Genomic DNA, 16,142 nt, shown 5'->3' on the forward strand with positions numbered 1-16,142 from the left:
GTGTAGCTGTTGGTGTAGCTGTTGGTGTTGGTGTAGACATCGGTGTAGACATCGGTGTAGACATCGGTGTAGACATCGGTTTAGTTGTCGGTTTAGTTGTCGGTTTAGTTGTTGGCTGGCTGAAGAGTGTCTTTGCTTCTTCATTTAGCTTTTGGCGGAGTGCTAAGTTAGCAATTCCAGTTTCTTGCAACTGATACTTCTTCTGATACTCCTTCACCACTTCTTCCGTGCGGGAACCATAAAAATGATCGCGCGGCAGGGGAGGATTTGGCTTCACCACTGCATTCAAATTTCTGTGCAGAATTTGAACGATATTAGCAGCAAAACCTTGGGTTTTTGGCCCTGCTATCCCATCAGCTGGTTTTAGCTTATAACCCGTCTGAAATTCACGAATTGCCTTTTTAGTTTGCTCGTCTGTCAAAGCAGTATTTGTTACCTTGACGTTATAACCTAATCCCCGCAATACCTCACGGAATTGCTGGGGCGTATAACTTTTTTGAGGGGCTGCAAAACCTGTGTCTGTAATTACCAAACTAGCAGTCATCAGGCAAGTAACAGCAAAGGTTGCGCTTGATTTTCCAAACCCACACCACATACTTAAAAACTCCTTTGGGTTAAATCAGCAGGATCATAAACGTTAACAGCTGCATTTTAAGTTTGTTTAATAACTTTTTTCACGATTATTTAATGAATTTTGAATAAATTGTGATTTTTTTTGTTAAATTTAACTAAAAATGTAAAAAATAATCTCTGTCATCCATCAAAAGAAGTATCTTGTATTAGCAAAGATACAGCGGTTATGATTTGAAGCGAATATACCCTTTAACACTAAACTGCGGTAGAAAATCACATCTGTGCATTGGCATTAACTTAAGGTGAAAGTCAGTCTCTTTACCTGTGGCTGTGCTGCAATGAGGAGTATTTTCAGCCTATGGTTGGAAAAGAGGTTTTAAAGGAGTTTTGTTTTGGGCTGAAGTTGACACCCATGACAGATGTGCACTTCTACTGGGGTCTACTCGACTGGAAATTGCTGTAATTGGTTAGAAAGGGCCAAAAATTAATAAATGAAAGAGTTTATGTTTTAAACACATAGTAAGTATTATATATTACATAAAATGAAAAATGTAAAATCTTCTAAGCAGCGTTATCTTTGGTTTGAAAGGTTTATAGCAATTGCTACCGCAGTAAATTTAAGTTTAGTGTTGTTTGATTTAAGTTACGTACCTTGGCGAGATTTCTACTTGCGAAAACTTCCTCAAATTACTAAGATTTATGACCAAATCAAAGGTATTGAAAGTCATCGAGACACAAAAAGTTATTTAGAAACAGTAGACGCATTAGAAGAACAAGTTAGGCAAACAGGGTTACAGTCGCCTCAGATAAATAGCAGGCTAATACAAATAAGTCGTCTTAGCAGCGAGATGATTGATAGTAACCCGTTTGCGGGAGCGAATAAGAGTGGGACTTTGGAAAAAATCAAACAAAGGATGCGATCGCACATCCGCAAAGAATCTGCAAAACAGTCCTTCGCTACTTTTTGGAGTCAGCCATATCTATCACAAAATGGCTGGCTTGAAGAAATGAATTTTTTTAACCAGAGCATCCGCCCTTTGATCGCCAGTAACTATTACCGCCAAATCGGGGAAAATGGGGATTTTATTGATAAATTCTGGATTATTGACTTACCCTTTGTGATTTTATTTGCTGTAGAATTGCTAGGGCGTACCTTCTTGCTCAGACGCCAACATCCTGGGTTTAGCTGGTTAGAAGCACTATTATGGCGTTGGTACGATTTATTTTTATTGATACCATTTTGGCGGGGGTTACGAATCATACCTGTATTAATTCGCCTCGATCAAGCGCAGTTATTGAATCTGCATCCAGTGCGAAAGCAAATTAATCAGGGGATTGTCGCCAATTTTGCCGAAGAACTCACAGAAATTGTAGTAGTGAGAGTGATTAATCAGGTTCAGAGTTCAATTCAGCGGGGTGAGTTGACAAGCTGGCTCTCGCAACATGAAAACTTACGTCCCTACATAGATATTAATAATGTGAATGAAGTGGAAGCGATCGCAGGTCTTTTGGTAAAAACAATTGTCTACCAAGTGCTACCTGATATCCAACCTGCGATCGTTGCCATTCTGCGCCACAACATCGAAACCGTCTTCCATCAAGTCCCTATCTACCGTAACCTCCAGAATCTCCCTGGTGTAGGACACGCCCAAACCCAGTTAAGCGAACAACTGGCGACTCAAATCACAACTAATCTTTACAAAACTTTAGTTAGCGCTGTTGAAGACCCTGTAGGAGCAAAACTCACCAGTCAACTACTAGAAAGCTTTACCAAGGTCTTGGGATCTCAAATCAAGGAAAAACATGTACTCTCAGAAATTCAAAGTTTACTTTTTGACTTCTTGGAAGAAATTAAACTCAACTACGTCCAGCGTTTATCCCAAGAAGACATAGACCAAATTATCGAGCAAACCCGGCAGTTAAGAACACAAGTATTAGTTCCTGCAGTAGTAGATAAAGGCGCTATTTTCCCAAAAATACGCGAAGGGTAGGGAGAGCAAAGGAGCAGAGGACAAGGAGAATTGAGGACAAGGGGAAAAACTTGTTACAAGTTCTCACCTCTTGTCACCTTGTCTTCCTTGCACCTCTGCCTCTTGTGCCCAATGCACGACTATAAAAGAAATGCGCTAAACTCGAATTAGGCGAATCATAATTTGGTTCGTCACAAGACTTCTTGGAAGATATACCTATCGCAGGAAGTGGGTCGATGCCCACTTTTTTTATTGAATTCTCTCATGGTTCATCCTTTAGTTCCACAAATTATTGATTTGGCGACACCAGTGGCAGAAGAACTGGGATTGGAAGTGGTTGGCGTGGTTTTTCACACTAATCAAAGTCCACCAGTGTTGCGGGTAGACATTCGCAATCCTGAGCAAGACACTGGGTTGAACGATTGTGAGAAGATGAGCCGTGCTTTAGAAGCTTCCTTAGATGCTGCGGAAATCGTTCCAGATACATACGTCTTGGAAGTGTCTAGTCCTGGTATTTCGCGGCAACTGGTAACAGACAGGGAGTTTATTTCCTTTAAAGGATTTCCTGTCATTATCTCCACTTCGCCACCCTACGACGGACAACAAGAGTGGATTGGTCAGTTGATTCGTCGGGATGAGACAGCACTTTACTTAAATCAAAAAGGTCGTGTAGTCGAAATTCCCCGCTCCCTAATTACTAAGGTGCAGTTAGAGGAGCGCTGATTAACAAGTTACTAAGGCTAGAGGCTAGGGACTAGGGATTGGAGGGGCAGAGGAGCAAGGGAGACAAGGTAACAAGGTGACAAGAGGTGAGGACTTGCAACAAGTTTTCCCCTTGTCTGCAATTCTCCTTGTCCTCTTGTCCTCTTCCCCATGCCCAATGCCCACGCCAGTTGCTTCTCCCAAGGGGAGACGCTGCGCGAATAAGTCGGGCATTGCCCGCCCAACGCACTGGCTCCCCAATGCCCAGTCTCTAGTTCCTAATTTTTAAAGGAGATTGCTTATGTCAATGGTTACTTTACCCGGATTAAAAGAATTAATTGAAAGTATAAGTCGCGAACGGAATTTACCCCGGCTTGCAGTTCAATCAGCTATTAGAGAAGCACTACTCAAAGGCTATGAACGTTATCGCCGCGCCCAAAATTTAGAGCGCAAACAGTTTGACGAAGATTATTTTGAAAATTTTGAAGTAGAACTCGATATTGAAGGAGAAGGATTTCGCGTTCTTTCCACCAAAACCATTGTTGAAGAAGTAGATAACACAGACCATCAAATTTCCCTAGACGAAGTTCAACAAGTCGCTCCCGAAGCGCAGTTAGGGGACTCTGTGGTGCTGGATGTTACCCCCGATCAAGGAGAATTTGGTCGGATGGCGGCGATGCAAACTAAGCAAGTATTGGCGCAAAAATTACGGGATCAACAGCGCCAGATGGTGCAAGAAGAGTTCCAAGATTTAGAAGGAACTGTTCTCCAAGCAAGAGTCCTGCGGTTTGAGCGGCAATCAGTGGTTTTAGCAGTTAGCAGCGGCTTTGGTCAGCCAGAAGTAGAAGCCGAATTACCGAAGCGGGAACAGTTGCCCAACGATAATTATCGAGCAAATGCCACCTTCAAGGTATATTTGAAAAAAGTCTCTCAAGGTCAGCAACGAGGGCCACAGTTGCTTGTGTCTCGGGCTGATGCTGGTTTGGTGGTTTATCTTTTTGCCAACGAAGTCCCAGAAATCGAAGATGAGGTGGTACGGATTGTTGCCGTAGCTAGGGAGGCAAACCCCCCTTCCCGTTATGTCGGTCCCCGGACTAAAATAGCGGTAGATACTCTCGATCGCGATGTAGACCCAGTTGGCGCTTGTATTGGAGCTAGGGGATCGCGAATTCAAGTGGTAGTCAACGAATTACGCGGTGAAAAAATAGATGTAATTCGCTGGTCGCCAGATCCAGCAACATACATTGCTAATGCCTTAAGTCCAGCACGGGTAGATGAAGTACGCCTGATGGATCCAGAATCGCGGCAAACTCACGTACTTGTAGCTGAAGATCAATTGAGTTTGGCCATTGGGAAAGAAGGGCAAAACGTCCGTTTGGCAGCCCGTCTAACTGGTTGGAAAATAGACATTAAAGACAAAGCTAAGTATGACTATGCAGCAGAGGATACCAAATTTGCAGCCGTCAGAACAAAATATCAATCAGAGGAATCAGAAGAAGACGATCTTGAATATGAAGAAGAATTTGAGGATGAAAATCAGAACGAATTAGAAGAGGAAGATAGTTTTGACAATAACGATGATGAATAATTGATTAATTTTGTAAAGTTTTGATACTGTAAGATTGTAGTCTCAGTCTCAAGGATTATTTTCTCAAAACCTACTTGGTATAAGTAAAAAATAGTAATAATAAACTTCTTTTTACTTCCATTATCCTGGACTGAGATCGTCAAGAACCGATGAAACCAAATTATCGGCGCTGTATTAGTTGCCGTAAAGTAGGCTCAAAAGATGAGTTTTGGCGGATTGTCCGCGTCTTTCCATCGGGAAAGGTACAATTGGATCAGGGCATGGGGCGTTCTGCCTATATTTGTCCAGAAACGAGTTGCTTACAAGCGGCTCAAAAAAAAAATCGACTAGGGCGATCGCTACATGCATCAGTGCCAGAAACACTGTACCAAAGCTTGTCGCAACGTCTAGCCCGCAGTAATACCCAAAACCAAATTTAGTTGGAACAACTTTGTGACGTAATCACCAGAGGAATTGTGTAGAAAGCCGAAATCGCGCTTTCGTCACACCCTCTGTTGATTGTCAAGGTTAATGCCAAAATAGTAAATGGGTGTAAAACGCATTCGGTTCTCCAAATAATTAAGAGGGTCGAGGCAATATTCCCAGAACAAGATGTAATCGATTGTGTTGTGGAAGACTCAGAATCAACAAAACAAGAAACTACAAAATGGCAACCTGGTAGCGCTCAGGCGCAGTTCGGCGTCAAGGATTCCTATAAAAATCTTTTATTTAAGAAATTTTTATGGGTATCCCTCAACCATCATTCCTGGTGGGGATGCCATTATTAAACCGAAACATCTCTCTTTCCTGATTGGAGGCACCGGCAAAAACTGAACGGCAACCTAAAAACAGTAATCCAAGGATGGAGATGTCGCACTCCCAGGCAACCATCCGCTAAAACTGTAAATTAAAGGGGAAGAGTGGATGAACAACGGCAAAGTTAGAATTTATGAATTATCAAAGGAATTGAATTTGGATAACAAAGAGCTACTAGCAATTTGCGACCAGCTCGATATTGCGGTCAAAAGCCATAGCAGCACGATTTCAGAATCCGAGGCAGAAAACATCCGGGCGGCAGCAGAAAAGCTTGCAACTACGAATGTGTCAGCCAAAAAGGAACTAGGTACAACCAGCCATAAGCCAAATTCACCACCCAACGGCGGACGTAACCGACCTGCTGCACCCCACAAACAGCAAATTTTGGAAATACGCAAACCCAAAATATTGAGAAATACTACTCCCAACGCCCCAGAGGCGTCACTTGCTAACAATACCCAAGCTGCCTTGTCTGAAGCTAATCCTCCCTCTCCGCCACGGCCTTTCGCTACACCAGTTTCACCCCTGAAGCCGACGGTACCAACTCGACCTGTACCCCGGACTCAATCTGAGACTCAAGAGCAACCTCCGATCGCTGACTTGGAACAAACGCCTAATCCAAATCCGGCATCGGAAAAAATAGCATCCCAAAAACCGGAAAAAATAGTTCCACCCAGACCAAAATCGGAAAAACCGATCAAACCACAACTAGTTGCTCCTCCAGCCAGACCTGCGTCAGAAGAAGCCCAGGTGGTAGATGAACCACCAGTATCTCAGGCAGATAAACCGATCCTTAAACGCGACCAACGGCAACGACCCGCAGAAGGCGATCGCGAGCAAATTAAGCCGAGAGTCGCTAAACTGCCAACAGACCAGTCCGCACCATCTGCACCACAAAGGGCAAGTCGTCCCACCACTGCACCAAGCAGACCAGAGCAGAGGGGCAATAGACCGTCTGCTCCATCGCAACTGGGAGACGGGCAACGACCCAGACCAGCGCGTCCAGGTGAAGCTGTAGCCGCCGCAATGCCAATCGCTACTCCCCCCAGACAAATATCAGGAATAGCGGGCAAATCTCAAGGATTGGGTGATGAACCAGTCACACCCGATCTCCTCGACTTGAAACGCCCAAGCCCGCCTCGCCCAACCAAAGGCGGCAAAAAGTGGGTAGAAGAAGAAATAATTGACGAGGTTAAAGAGAAGGCGAAAGCTGGCGTCAAAGGCAAGCGGATCAAGCCCATACTTGATGATGAGTTTGAAGAAGATTTGCTGGATGACGACGATATCGACTCACCAGCCACAGTCCAAGTCAGCCTTTCCATCGCTCGTCCTCCCAAACCCAAAGCGACTCGACCTGTACAGATGCCAGGTGCAACCCTTGCTAGCGCCCCAACTGCAAGAGCGAAAAAGTCTGGTTCCAGGTCTGGCTCTAAGTCAGGTTCTGGCCGCGACCAGCACCAAAACCGTCGCCAAGAAGCCGAGACAAAGCGCGATCGTCCTGAAAAAGTGGCGATCACAGGTCCGTTGACTGTACAAGAACTGGCTGACGTTTTAGCTGTTGCCGATACAGAGATTGTGAAAATCCTGTTCCTTAAAGGCATGGCGGTGAGTATCACTCAAAATCTAGATATTCCCACAATTACCCTGGTAGGCAAAGAACTAGAAATAGAAGTAGAAACCGCCGAGCGAGAAGCAGAAGCTCGGAAAATTACAGAAATGGTCGGCGTAGAAGACCTAGAATATCTCCACCGCCGTCCGCCAGTCGTGACAATTATGGGACATGTCGACCACGGTAAAACAACTCTACTCGACTCAATCCGCAAAACCAAAGTGGCTGCTGGCGAAGCCGGCGGGATCACTCAACACATCGGTGCATACCATGTGGATGTGGAACATGAGGGCAAACCACAACAGATAGTCTTCCTGGATACTCCTGGTCACGAAGCCTTTACAGCTATGCGGGCACGAGGAGCGCGGGTAACAGATATTGCCGTGTTAGTAGTGGCCGCTGATGATGGTGTCCGTCCCCAAACCATTGAAGCCATTAGCCACGCCCAAGCTGCGGGAGTGCCAATTGTCGTTGCAATCAACAAAATTGATAAAGAAGGGGCACAGCCAGAACGGGTGAAACAAGAGCTGACCCAGTATGGTCTAACCGCAGAAGACTGGGGTGGTGAGACAATCATGGTTCCGGTGAGCGCCATCAGAGGTGAAAATCTGGATACGCTTTTAGAGATGATTCTGCTGGTAGCAGAGGTTGGAGAACTATCTGCCAACCCAGATCGTGCCGCCAAAGGAACTGTGATTGAAGCGCATCTGGATAAAGCCAAGGGAGCAGTTGCTACCCTGCTAATTCAGAATGGTACTCTGCATGTAGGAGATATCTTGGTAGCTGGATCGGCTTTCGGTAAAGTCCGGGCGATGGTGGATGACAGAGGTAAGAGAGTAGATATTGCTTCTCCTTCCTTTGCTGTCGAGGTACTAGGTTTAAGTGATGTGCCAGCAGCAGGCGACGAGTTCGAGGTCTTCCAAAATGAAAAAGAAGCCAGAGCACTCGCTAGCGATCGCGCAGACAGACAACGCCTATCCCGCCTGTTACAAGGACGTGTTACCCTGACAACGCTCTCGGCTCAAGCACAAGAAGGCGAGTTGAAAGAACTCAACTTGATCTTGAAAGGAGATGTACAAGGTTCGGTGGAAGCCATTGTGGGAGCGCTCAAGCAAATCCCCCAAAACGAAGTCCAAATTCGGATGCTGTTGGCTACTGCTGGGGAAATCACCGAGACAGATATCGACTTAGCAGCTGCTAGTAACGCTGTAATTATCGGCTTCAACACCACCTTTGCCAGTGGCGCCAGACAAGCCGCCGATGAAGCAGGTGTCGACGTCCGGGAATACAATGTAATCTACAAACTCCTAGAAGATATCCAAGATGCCTTGGAAGGTCTTTTGGAACCAGAGTTGGTGGAAGAACCTTTGGGTCAAACCGAAGTCCGTGCCGTCTTCCCAGTCGGTCGTGGTGCGGTTGCTGGCTGCTACGTTCAATCTGGCAAGCTAGTTCGCAACTGCAAAGTCAGGGTGCGACGTGGCGGTAAGGTGATCTATGAAGGCGTTCTTGACTCCTTAAAACGGATGAAAGAAGATGCTCGTGAAGTCAACGCTGGTTATGAATGCGGCGTCGGCATGGATAAATTCAATGATTGGGTTGAAGGTGACATCATCGAAGCCTATCAAATGGTTACAAAGCGGCGCACTCTCACCTTAACGAGATAGTGTTGAGGGTAAAATGGTTAGAAGTTAGGAGTGATAAATTAAGAGTTAGGAGTCATAAAGGCTGCTAATTCCCAACTCCTAACTTCTAACTCATAACTTTTTATAATATGCATTCATTTCGCTCTGAACCTATTTTGTGGATTCACGTCGCTGGATTGGCAACGTTGCCTGTTTTTTTAGTACTCTGCTTATTGTTTTTGTCTGTAGGCGAGCCATTTTTGCCAGTCTGGATGGAACTATTCTTAGTTGCCGCCATTGGTGTTCTCCCCCTACTATGGATGCAGTTGCGTCGCCCCTTTTATATATTTGCTCTTTTAGGAATAGCCCTAAAGCCAGAAAATCTGACTGAACGGCAGCGGAAAATTCTCTGTCTAATTAATACAAAATTAAATCGTATCCTGGCATTAGTGGCAGCAGTATTGTCGGTTTGGATATTGTGGAATCTTTACCAAATTGCCCCATTAGTAGCAAATTCAGCTAAATTCCTCCCACAATGGCGCAGCCTTGCACTAGTGCTTGCAGGATTAGCCTTTTTGGGCAGCAATCTATTTTTACAAATACCTGTGAGTATAATGCGAGTTTTGGTGATTAATGAGACAGAATTCGCTGGCATCGAGCCATTATCTTTAGAAAAGATTAAGCAAGATTTCACTATTTTAGGAGTGCGGGTTAATCAAATCGTGCCCCGATTATTGCAATCCTTGTTTAGGGTAAATACAGATTCGTAGCAGCCCGTAAAGTATATTATTTCACTTTAGGGCTAGAGAAAAGAGCAGGGGAGGCAGGGGGCAGAGGAGCAGAGGAGAATAATTAATAACCAATGCCCAATGCCCAATTCCTGTTGAAGTTTAAAATAAAGGAATAAAAAACTATGGCTCAAATTCCAGCTTCTAGCGATCGCCAATTTTCTGCTGATACTGAAATTTGGTATAGCCTCAAATGTGCGATCTCCACTAGTTCCGGTTTTCAACGCTGGCAACTAGAACGCGATGCTCAATTAGAGGGAATTCGCTTGGAACATCAGGTACAGAGGTATTTAAGAGAAACTTTAGAAACTTTAGCTTACTAAACACCTAATAAATCTTGTAAGCTTGTTTGCCAGCGGCGAAGTTGACGGTATGCAGCCTGCAAGCGATCGCCATCAACTTCCACTTCATTTGTGGGATAATTCTTAATAATTTCAATCAGCGACACTTGCCCGTCTTGATTTGCAGAAAGTACCAAAGCGGCTCGTAAAGCTTGCCGATTTGCTCTTTGAGACGGTGTAGAAATAACTTGACTAATTCGATCCAAAATAATATTACCAATCTGGCTATTCAGTACTTTATCTAAAAATACAGAGTTTACCTTCACAGGCTTTGTTAAATACTGACGAATGGCTTTGGGGTCTTGTCGTGCCAAAGCTAAATTAACTTTTAATGAACCTGAGAGTTCACCTGTTTGGGCAAAGGTGGATAGTTCCTCTACAGAAAGTGATTCACGGAAGATACCATACTTCAGCACTACTCGTTCTGCTGCAAAGGCAGGAGTGGACAAAAACAGAAGACAGATAATGCCTACTAAAACTAAGACGCGACGCAGCCCTAAAAAATAAAAATGCATTTCTCCCGATTTCCAATAGGTTTGCTTTTTCTGTGATGATATTCCAGCAGAATTAGTTGCAGCACCTAGCTTTAGGGAATACTAAAAATCGCCTCATCTCCATAGTACCCCTAAGAAAATTTTCTGCATAACACAATATAACTAATGTATAAGTTCTGTGACCTATCTAAGGAATTTAGCTGAATCAGTGCTAATCATCCAGTATAGTTTTGCATGGGTTTTAGAGCAGCTACAACGCTGTTATCTTTAACCTTGTTCCATATACCGTAATTCAGCACATCACAGACTCAAAAAATGAAATATTGGGGTTCTCACATTTCTCTTGCGAAAAATTTTCGCCTTCTTTCCAGCAGTGATCTCAGATATACTTTGCGCGTAGGAGCCGGGCTAACGGCAATACTTGTTGTTTCTAGTGGGTCAATACTACTACCTAATGAGGTTAATGCTGATACCACTCATCCAGAAAATATCGCCCCAACTCATACAGCGCAAGCTCCTGCAACTGCCGCAGCGATTTATGTTAATCCAACAACTGGTGCAGATAGGGCTGGTGCTGGTGCAACCTCGGCAGCACCCTACAAAAGCATCAGTTTCGCTCTCAGTCAAGCCCAAGCAGGTGCAGTGATTCAATTAGCACCTGGTACCTATAACCAGGAAAGTGGTGAAACCTTCCCGCTTTTACTTAAACCAGGGGTGACACTGCGAGGTGATGAAGCTAGTAAAGGTCAGGCGATATTGATTACAGGTGGAGGCTTCTACACTAGTCGCACCTTTGCCAGACAAGACATTACCATCCTTGCCGAGCAAGATAGCACGATCGCTGGTGTCACCGTCACTAACCCAAATAGCCGGGGTACGGGTGTGTGGGTGGAGTCAACTAATCCCACGATTAAGAACAGTACTTTTACTAACAGTGTCAGAGAGGGTGTTTTTGTCACGGGTACAGGTAATCCCAAAATTGAAAGTAACCTGTTTGTGCAAAACAAAGGCAATGGGATTTCAATTGCTAAAGCTGCTCAAGGAGAAATTCGGAGTAACTTATTTCAGGATACTGGTTTTGGTCTTGCGCTCGGTGGGACTTCCACACCTCTAGTTGTAGAAAACCAAATTATCGAAAACCAAGATGGTCTTTTTATCTCAGAGTCAGCCAAGCCTGTATTGCGTAAAAATGTCATTCAAAACAATAAACGGGATGGAGTAGTAGCAACTGTCAACGCTTCACCCGACCTTGGCACCAACGAAAATCCTGGTGGCAATCTTATCCGCAATAACACTCGTTATGATGTGAACAACGCCACTAAAACCGGTCAAATTGTCGCTGTTGGCAACGATATCGATCAGAAAAAGATTTTCGGCTCAGTAGATTTTGTTGCCGCCAGTGTTGATGTACCGCCTGGAGGGCCTGTTGCCTTTAAAGATGTACCAGCAAATTACTGGGCAAAAACCTACATCGAAGCTTTAGCCTCCCAAAATATTATTGCGGGCTTTCCTGATGGCAGCTTTAAACCCAATGAACCTGTAACCCGCGCTCAATTTGCCACTATTGTCACTAAAGCCCTAAAGCCACCAACTAAACGCACAGCCATTCAGTTTAAGGATGTAGCAAGCAATTTCTGGGCTTACACTGCCATTCAATCTGCTTACCAGAGTCAATTTGTTTCTGGCTATCCCGATGGCACTTTTAAGCCACAGCAGCAAATTCCTAGAGTGCAGGCGTTAGTCTCTTTAGCTAATGGTTTGGGCTTAACTGCAAATAATCAAAATGTCGTTTCCTTTTACACCGATGCTGCTCAGATTCCTAATTATGCGATCGCACCAGTTGCCGCCGCAACTGCACGGCAACTAGTAATCAACTATCCCACAGCCAAGCAACTCAATCCTAATCGTCAGGCGACTAGAGCCGAAGTTGCTGCCTTTGTTTACCAGGCACTTGTCAATGCTGGACGTGCCCAACCAATTCCTTCATCTTATTTGGTAACAGTTCAGTAAATGTCTAATTAGCAAATTGGAAACGCCAGACTAACAAATTATCAGTCTGGCGTTTCCAATATAGTGGTTTTTTAATTTTAGGGTTTTTTAATCATAAAATTTGGGGTCTTTAAATATAGCTGACCCCATTTGAATGTGATTGGGTTTATAGTCAGGGTCTTTATATTGGCTGACCCCGTTTCAACGATTTCTATTTTCTCAGAAATTTTTGCTTTTTGGGATTTCCTAAGAATTTTTTTATTTTTTCTCTCTTGATATTTTAATTTTCATAAAAGCATGAGTAAATTTGAAGAAAAGATATATTAAAAGAAAGTAGTCAAAAATTAATTAGCTAAGATTTATCCCTTCAGGAATTAGGATTTTTACCCGAATTGGGGCGTTGTTGCCGACGCTGTTCCCACCGCCAGAGGAAAACCATTAAAGCAACGATTCCTACTTGGAGAGCTAAATTAGGCATTGCACTCTCAACATTGCGTCCGGCAAGCACTTGGAAGAAAAAGACGAATGCACCGAGTAAGCCAGATGCACCGAAAGCAATGTAGAAAAATTGTCGAAAGCCGCGATAAGGAGCAGCTATTTCTGCTTTCAGGCTGGCATACTGTTCAGGATTCAGGCGATTTTTGGGATTTTGATCTACCATGATTAAATCATGTTATACTCTTAGATTGTGTATGCCGATGTGGCTCAGTGGTAGAGCAGCTGATTCGTAATCAGCAGGCCGTGGGTTCAAATCCCATCATCGGCTTTGATAAAAGTATTGCTCAATAGTCAAGTTTGACACAAATCATGTCCAGTGACTAATTATCTGCGATCGGTGACACATTCATGTCGTTGTGACAAATTATTGTCATCAAACCTAGATTATTACTGATGATGGTGATTATGTGACCAAATAATTACTAGTTCATAATTCGTAATTAAACAGGGTACAAGGGAAGCCTACCGTACCCCTTGGGGGAAGCAAGCTACGCGTAGCGTCTCGTAGAGAAAGAGAAGGTATCGCTTCCCAGACGAATTACGAATTATTTTGGTGGAATTTTCCCGTCATTCTGAGCTTGTTTAATCGCTCGTTTCACAATTAACACCGCCATCTGAGACAAAGAACGCTCCTCTGCATCAGCCAATTGTTGCAGGGCTTCTTTGTCTTCTTCTTCCATGTAAATAGTTACTGTAACTTTTCCCATATCACCATCATAAGCTTTGTTTGTTTCTATATTTATCACATAATAACACACTAATTAACATAAAATTAGTTGGTTTTTATGTATAATTACAGATAAGTCAAAAGCCAGCCATCAACTTTCTCACGGCGGATGCTGGCTTTTGGCCCCCCTATCACAGGAGACATATACAATGTTAAAGCCTGTTAGCTACAAAACAGATCAACACAAAGCTTATCAACAAGCTTTAGATGATTTCGGCATCACAGAATTACTAGCAAAGCTCAACAACTACTCTGACGCTGACTTTGATAGCACTTGGATGCAACTCCAGCAGCAAGAAATAGAAAGTCTAGCTGCAATTCTGATATCTGGGTTAACTCATAGCATCAATGATAAGTTGATTGCCAATTATCTCAATCTCATCCGGCACAATTGCCAAGATATAGTCCCAGGCTTGATTAACCTGAAATACCCAGACGCATCTATTGAGCTTCCTGCTAACTTTCCTGATGTAGCCAAGACACCCAGATTTTTATATGGCGATCGCTTGCGTTGGCTATGTGCCCAAAGCGATACTGACTGGGGCATTGTCATTGGTCGATTTTATAGCTTTGCTTGCGATCGCTGCTGCTGGAGTTGGTGCTACCTGATTTGGTTAAGCAAAGATAGCCCTAGTGCTGCTTGGACATCTGCCGATATTGCTTGGGAAGAAGATTTAGAACCAATCAGCGAGGAGACACATTTATGAATCCTCATCCACTCAAGCAGCGAGAGCAAGATTTGATGCAATTCTACAGTTATTGTCAATTGGGTATGACTCCCAAGCAGTTTTACTCCAAATGGCAGGTAAACTACGAACAAATGGCTCAGATTTGCTCTCGTTCCCTGTCCACAGTTCGACGCTGGTTTGCTAGAGGTAAAAACTACCGCCGTCCTATGCCAGCTGATTTACGCCACCTAGCGCTGATGAACTTTTTGCTAGAACACTTTGAGGAGATTCCCGAAGAAGTATTGGAAAAGCTTTGTTTTCCAGACAAGAGTGAGTAGAAACTGCATCTAATTGCAATATCAAAATGATATTTCTTGCCAGCCACCATCACAGTAGGCTGGCTTTTATGCTTTTTCTTTTGACTTTTGACTTTTAACTTTTGATTTGGAGCAAAGCGACTATGACTTATCTTGAAAAGCTCAATCCTTGGTGTATAGTGCGGCTTTTACCTAATATGCAAAACCAAGTTGTAGCTCGTTTTCGTCGCCGCAGTGATGCGGAAGCTCATCTACAAGTTTTACGCCGACTCATCCCAAATGTGAATTTTACACTGATTTTCAATGTAGTGTTAGAACAACAAAACCAGACTGCTGTAAAGTAAGTAGCGATGCCTGGGTTGGGCTACGCCAACGTATTCATCAAAAATTAAGCGATGCCTGGGTTGGGCTACGCCAACGCATCTTTTTCAAATCAAGCAACTACATAGTTGTACGTTTGAATATTAAGTATAAGTTTATACGATTTTATTGATATAACAAAATGTTGGTGACAAAAAGATCCCGGACTTTTTAGAAAAATCCGGGATCTGATTTCTTGTTTAAGTAGGTGTGGATTATTGCAGCAAAGGAGTTGTGCCATTACCGTTAGTTGAGGCATTCGCAATTGCAGCTTGAGTAGGTTGAGTAGTAAGAACCGCTACAACTGGAGTAACTTTTGAAATAGATTGTTTATTTCGTTTGCGATTAGAGCCGCCAGCTTTGGAATACTCTATACTGTTTCTGCCGTAGACAGTTGCAACTCCACTTAGCATTCGTTCAGACATTTCGGAGAGAGCTTTATCCATCTGGGTAACTGTTTTACGCGATTCTTCCAGATTGGAAACCAGCGTATTATTAGCTTCTACCATCGCACGGGTAGTGTTGATTAAGTGGTTGTAGGCTTCAATGGTTAACCCATGTCCCAAATCCAGATTTTCATCAATAGATTTAAGCAAGGCGAGACGAAGTTGGGCTTTGTCAACAGCAGCAGAACCACGAGTTTTTAAAGACATAACACATCCTTTTTTAATAATTCCTTTTTCAACATAGTGGAGTATCCTTTTGCCTGAGATGGGTAGTTTTGTGGATTTATTTCATTAAAAGTTCAACGAAATAATTACGAGTTTGCCTGTGTTTTTACTCATTTTTCATATCGATTTGTTGTTTGAGAATAAGTATAATCAGCAACAGTAATCACAAAATCAATAAATGCGTACCCCGAAATAACAATTGGGTACCCCGAAATAACAATTGGGTACCCCGAAATAACAATTGGGTACCCCGAAATAACAATTGGGTACCCCGAAATAACAATTGGGTACCCCGAAATAACAATTGGGTACCCCGAAATAACAATTGGGTACCCCGAAATAACAATTGGGTACCCCGAAATAACAATTGGGTATCCCGAAATAACAATTGGGTACCCCGAAATAACAATTGGGTATCCCGAAATAACAA

17 protein-coding genes and 1 tRNA gene are annotated in these 16,142 nt (G+C 43.5%); 12 read left to right on the plus strand and 6 right to left on the minus strand.

Going from position 1 to position 16,142, the window contains the following annotated elements:
* The coding region (locus ACFE93_RS30130) for a peptidoglycan-binding protein (RefSeq protein ID WP_375479063.1) at nt 1-595 on the minus strand (595 nt) is incomplete at its 3' end.
* A gap of 520 nt (nt 596-1,115) precedes the next feature.
* Here ACFE93_RS30130 and ACFE93_RS30135 point away from each other — a divergent pair.
* From ACFE93_RS30135 to ACFE93_RS30165, 7 genes are all read left to right on the plus strand, one after another.
* Nucleotides 1,116-2,564, plus strand: coding sequence for a hypothetical protein (locus ACFE93_RS30135; protein WP_375479065.1), 1,449 nt, complete (start codon nt 1,116-1,118; stop codon nt 2,562-2,564).
* A 243-nt stretch (nt 2,565-2,807) separates the two neighbouring features.
* Nucleotides 2,808-3,266, plus strand: coding sequence for a ribosome maturation factor RimP (gene rimP, locus ACFE93_RS30140; protein ID WP_375479067.1), 459 nt, complete (start codon nt 2,808-2,810; stop codon nt 3,264-3,266).
* 280 nt (nt 3,267-3,546) lie between these two features.
* Nucleotides 3,547-4,833: a transcription termination factor NusA gene (gene nusA, locus ACFE93_RS30145; protein WP_335197580.1), complete on the plus strand. Its 1,287-nt coding sequence runs from the start codon at nt 3,547-3,549 to the stop codon at nt 4,831-4,833.
* A 149-nt stretch (nt 4,834-4,982) separates the two neighbouring features.
* On the plus strand, nt 4,983-5,252 hold the full coding sequence (locus tag ACFE93_RS30150; protein WP_104905836.1) for a YlxR family protein: 270 nt from the start codon (nt 4,983-4,985) through the stop codon (nt 5,250-5,252).
* Nucleotides 5,253-5,736: 484 nt separating this feature from the next.
* Nucleotides 5,737-8,901 carry a translation initiation factor IF-2 gene (gene infB, locus ACFE93_RS30155; RefSeq protein ID WP_375479070.1) on the plus strand — a complete coding sequence of 1,055 codons (3,165 nt, stop codon included), beginning with the start codon at nt 5,737-5,739 and terminating at the stop codon, nt 8,899-8,901.
* A 107-nt stretch (nt 8,902-9,008) separates the two neighbouring features.
* Complete coding sequence (locus tag ACFE93_RS30160) at nt 9,009-9,629, plus strand: low-complexity tail membrane protein (RefSeq protein WP_375479072.1); 621 nt, start codon at nt 9,009-9,011, stop codon at nt 9,627-9,629.
* A 143-nt stretch (nt 9,630-9,772) separates the two neighbouring features.
* The gene (locus ACFE93_RS30165; RefSeq protein ID WP_322660560.1) at nt 9,773-9,970 is read left to right on the plus strand and encodes a hypothetical protein; all 198 of its coding nucleotides are present in this window, start codon (nt 9,773-9,775) and stop codon (nt 9,968-9,970) included.
* Here the strand turns inward: ACFE93_RS30165 and ACFE93_RS30170 are convergent.
* Complete coding sequence (locus ACFE93_RS30170) at nt 9,967-10,503, minus strand: alpha/beta hydrolase (RefSeq protein ID WP_375479074.1); 537 nt, start codon at nt 10,501-10,503, stop codon at nt 9,967-9,969. The genes ACFE93_RS30165 and ACFE93_RS30170 overlap by 4 nt on opposite strands.
* 294 nt (nt 10,504-10,797) lie before the next feature.
* Between ACFE93_RS30170 and ACFE93_RS30175 the strand changes: the two genes are divergently transcribed.
* On the plus strand, nt 10,798-12,492 hold the full coding sequence (locus tag ACFE93_RS30175) for a DUF1565 domain-containing protein (protein WP_375479076.1): 1,695 nt from the start codon (nt 10,798-10,800) through the stop codon (nt 12,490-12,492).
* A gap of 346 nt (nt 12,493-12,838) precedes the next feature.
* Here the strand turns inward: ACFE93_RS30175 and ACFE93_RS30180 are convergent, their stop codons facing one another.
* Nucleotides 12,839-13,132 carry a DUF3493 domain-containing protein gene (locus ACFE93_RS30180; RefSeq protein ID WP_375479078.1) on the minus strand — a complete coding sequence of 98 codons (294 nt, stop codon included), beginning with the start codon at nt 13,130-13,132 and terminating at the stop codon, nt 12,839-12,841.
* Nucleotides 13,133-13,165: 33 nt separating this feature from the next.
* Between ACFE93_RS30180 and ACFE93_RS30185 the strand changes: the two genes are divergently transcribed.
* Nucleotides 13,166-13,237: transfer RNA gene (locus ACFE93_RS30185), tRNA-Thr, on the plus strand.
* A 277-nt stretch (nt 13,238-13,514) separates the two neighbouring features.
* On the opposite strand, the gene ACFE93_RS30190 is transcribed toward ACFE93_RS30185, so the two are convergent.
* Nucleotides 13,515-13,715, minus strand: coding sequence for a ribbon-helix-helix protein, CopG family (locus ACFE93_RS30190; RefSeq protein ID WP_375479080.1), 201 nt, complete (start codon nt 13,713-13,715; stop codon nt 13,515-13,517).
* Nucleotides 13,716-13,845: 130 nt separating this feature from the next.
* Between ACFE93_RS30190 and ACFE93_RS30195 the strand changes: the two genes are divergently transcribed.
* The 3 genes from ACFE93_RS30195 to ACFE93_RS30205 all read left to right on the plus strand — a co-directional run bounded on the left by ACFE93_RS30195 (nt 13,846) and on the right by ACFE93_RS30205 (nt 15,025).
* Complete coding sequence (locus tag ACFE93_RS30195; protein ID WP_375479082.1) at nt 13,846-14,403, plus strand: hypothetical protein; 558 nt, start codon at nt 13,846-13,848, stop codon at nt 14,401-14,403.
* On the plus strand, nt 14,400-14,702 hold the full coding sequence (locus ACFE93_RS30200; RefSeq protein ID WP_375479084.1) for a helix-turn-helix domain-containing protein: 303 nt from the start codon (nt 14,400-14,402) through the stop codon (nt 14,700-14,702). The genes ACFE93_RS30195 and ACFE93_RS30200 overlap by 4 nt, the downstream gene beginning before the upstream one ends.
* 122 nt (nt 14,703-14,824) lie before the next feature.
* The gene (locus tag ACFE93_RS30205; protein ID WP_375479086.1) at nt 14,825-15,025 is read left to right on the plus strand and encodes a hypothetical protein; all 201 of its coding nucleotides are present in this window, start codon (nt 14,825-14,827) and stop codon (nt 15,023-15,025) included.
* Between the two features lie 231 nt (nt 15,026-15,256).
* Here the strand turns inward: ACFE93_RS30205 and ACFE93_RS30210 are convergent, their stop codons facing one another.
* Together ACFE93_RS30210 and ACFE93_RS30215 are read right to left on the minus strand one after the other, a co-directional pair.
* A complete protein-coding gene (locus ACFE93_RS30210; RefSeq protein WP_375479088.1) occupies nt 15,257-15,694 on the minus strand; it encodes a hypothetical protein in 438 nt (145 codons plus the stop codon).
* A gap of 128 nt (nt 15,695-15,822) precedes the next feature.
* A partial coding sequence (locus ACFE93_RS30215) for a hypothetical protein (protein ID WP_375479090.1) occupies nt 15,823-16,142 on the minus strand: 320 nt, incomplete at its 5' end.

Origin of the sequence: uncultured Nostoc sp. (assembly GCF_964247315.1) — a bacterium.
In the GTDB taxonomy this organism is placed as follows: domain Bacteria; phylum Cyanobacteriota; class Cyanobacteriia; order Cyanobacteriales; family Nostocaceae; genus Nostoc.

Bases quoted from the DNA above. Each gene is read 5' to 3' on its own strand.
- ACFE93_RS30150 (WP_104905836.1), top strand. From the start codon at position 4,983: ATGAAACCAAATTATCGGCGCTGTATTAGTTGCCGTAAAGTAGGCTCA.
- ACFE93_RS30195 (WP_375479082.1), top strand. From the start codon at position 13,846: ATGTTAAAGCCTGTTAGCTACAAAACAGATCAACACAAAGCTTATCAA.
- infB (WP_375479070.1), top strand. From the start codon at position 5,737: ATGAACAACGGCAAAGTTAGAATTTATGAATTATCAAAGGAATTGAAT.
- ACFE93_RS30200 (WP_375479084.1), top strand. From the start codon at position 14,400: ATGAATCCTCATCCACTCAAGCAGCGAGAGCAAGATTTGATGCAATTC.
- rimP (WP_375479067.1), top strand. From the start codon at position 2,808: ATGGTTCATCCTTTAGTTCCACAAATTATTGATTTGGCGACACCAGTG.
- nusA (WP_335197580.1), top strand. From the start codon at position 3,547: ATGTCAATGGTTACTTTACCCGGATTAAAAGAATTAATTGAAAGTATA.
- ACFE93_RS30135 (WP_375479065.1), top strand. From the start codon at position 1,116: ATGAAAAATGTAAAATCTTCTAAGCAGCGTTATCTTTGGTTTGAAAGG.
- ACFE93_RS30170 (WP_375479074.1), bottom strand. From the start codon at position 10,503: ATGCATTTTTATTTTTTAGGGCTGCGTCGCGTCTTAGTTTTAGTAGGC.
- ACFE93_RS30165 (WP_322660560.1), top strand. From the start codon at position 9,773: ATGGCTCAAATTCCAGCTTCTAGCGATCGCCAATTTTCTGCTGATACT.
- ACFE93_RS30205 (WP_375479086.1), top strand. From the start codon at position 14,825: ATGACTTATCTTGAAAAGCTCAATCCTTGGTGTATAGTGCGGCTTTTA.
- ACFE93_RS30210 (WP_375479088.1), bottom strand. From the start codon at position 15,694: ATGTCTTTAAAAACTCGTGGTTCTGCTGCTGTTGACAAAGCCCAACTT.
- ACFE93_RS30180 (WP_375479078.1), bottom strand. From the start codon at position 13,132: ATGGTAGATCAAAATCCCAAAAATCGCCTGAATCCTGAACAGTATGCC.
- ACFE93_RS30160 (WP_375479072.1), top strand. From the start codon at position 9,009: ATGCATTCATTTCGCTCTGAACCTATTTTGTGGATTCACGTCGCTGGA.
- ACFE93_RS30175 (WP_375479076.1), top strand. From the start codon at position 10,798: ATGAAATATTGGGGTTCTCACATTTCTCTTGCGAAAAATTTTCGCCTT.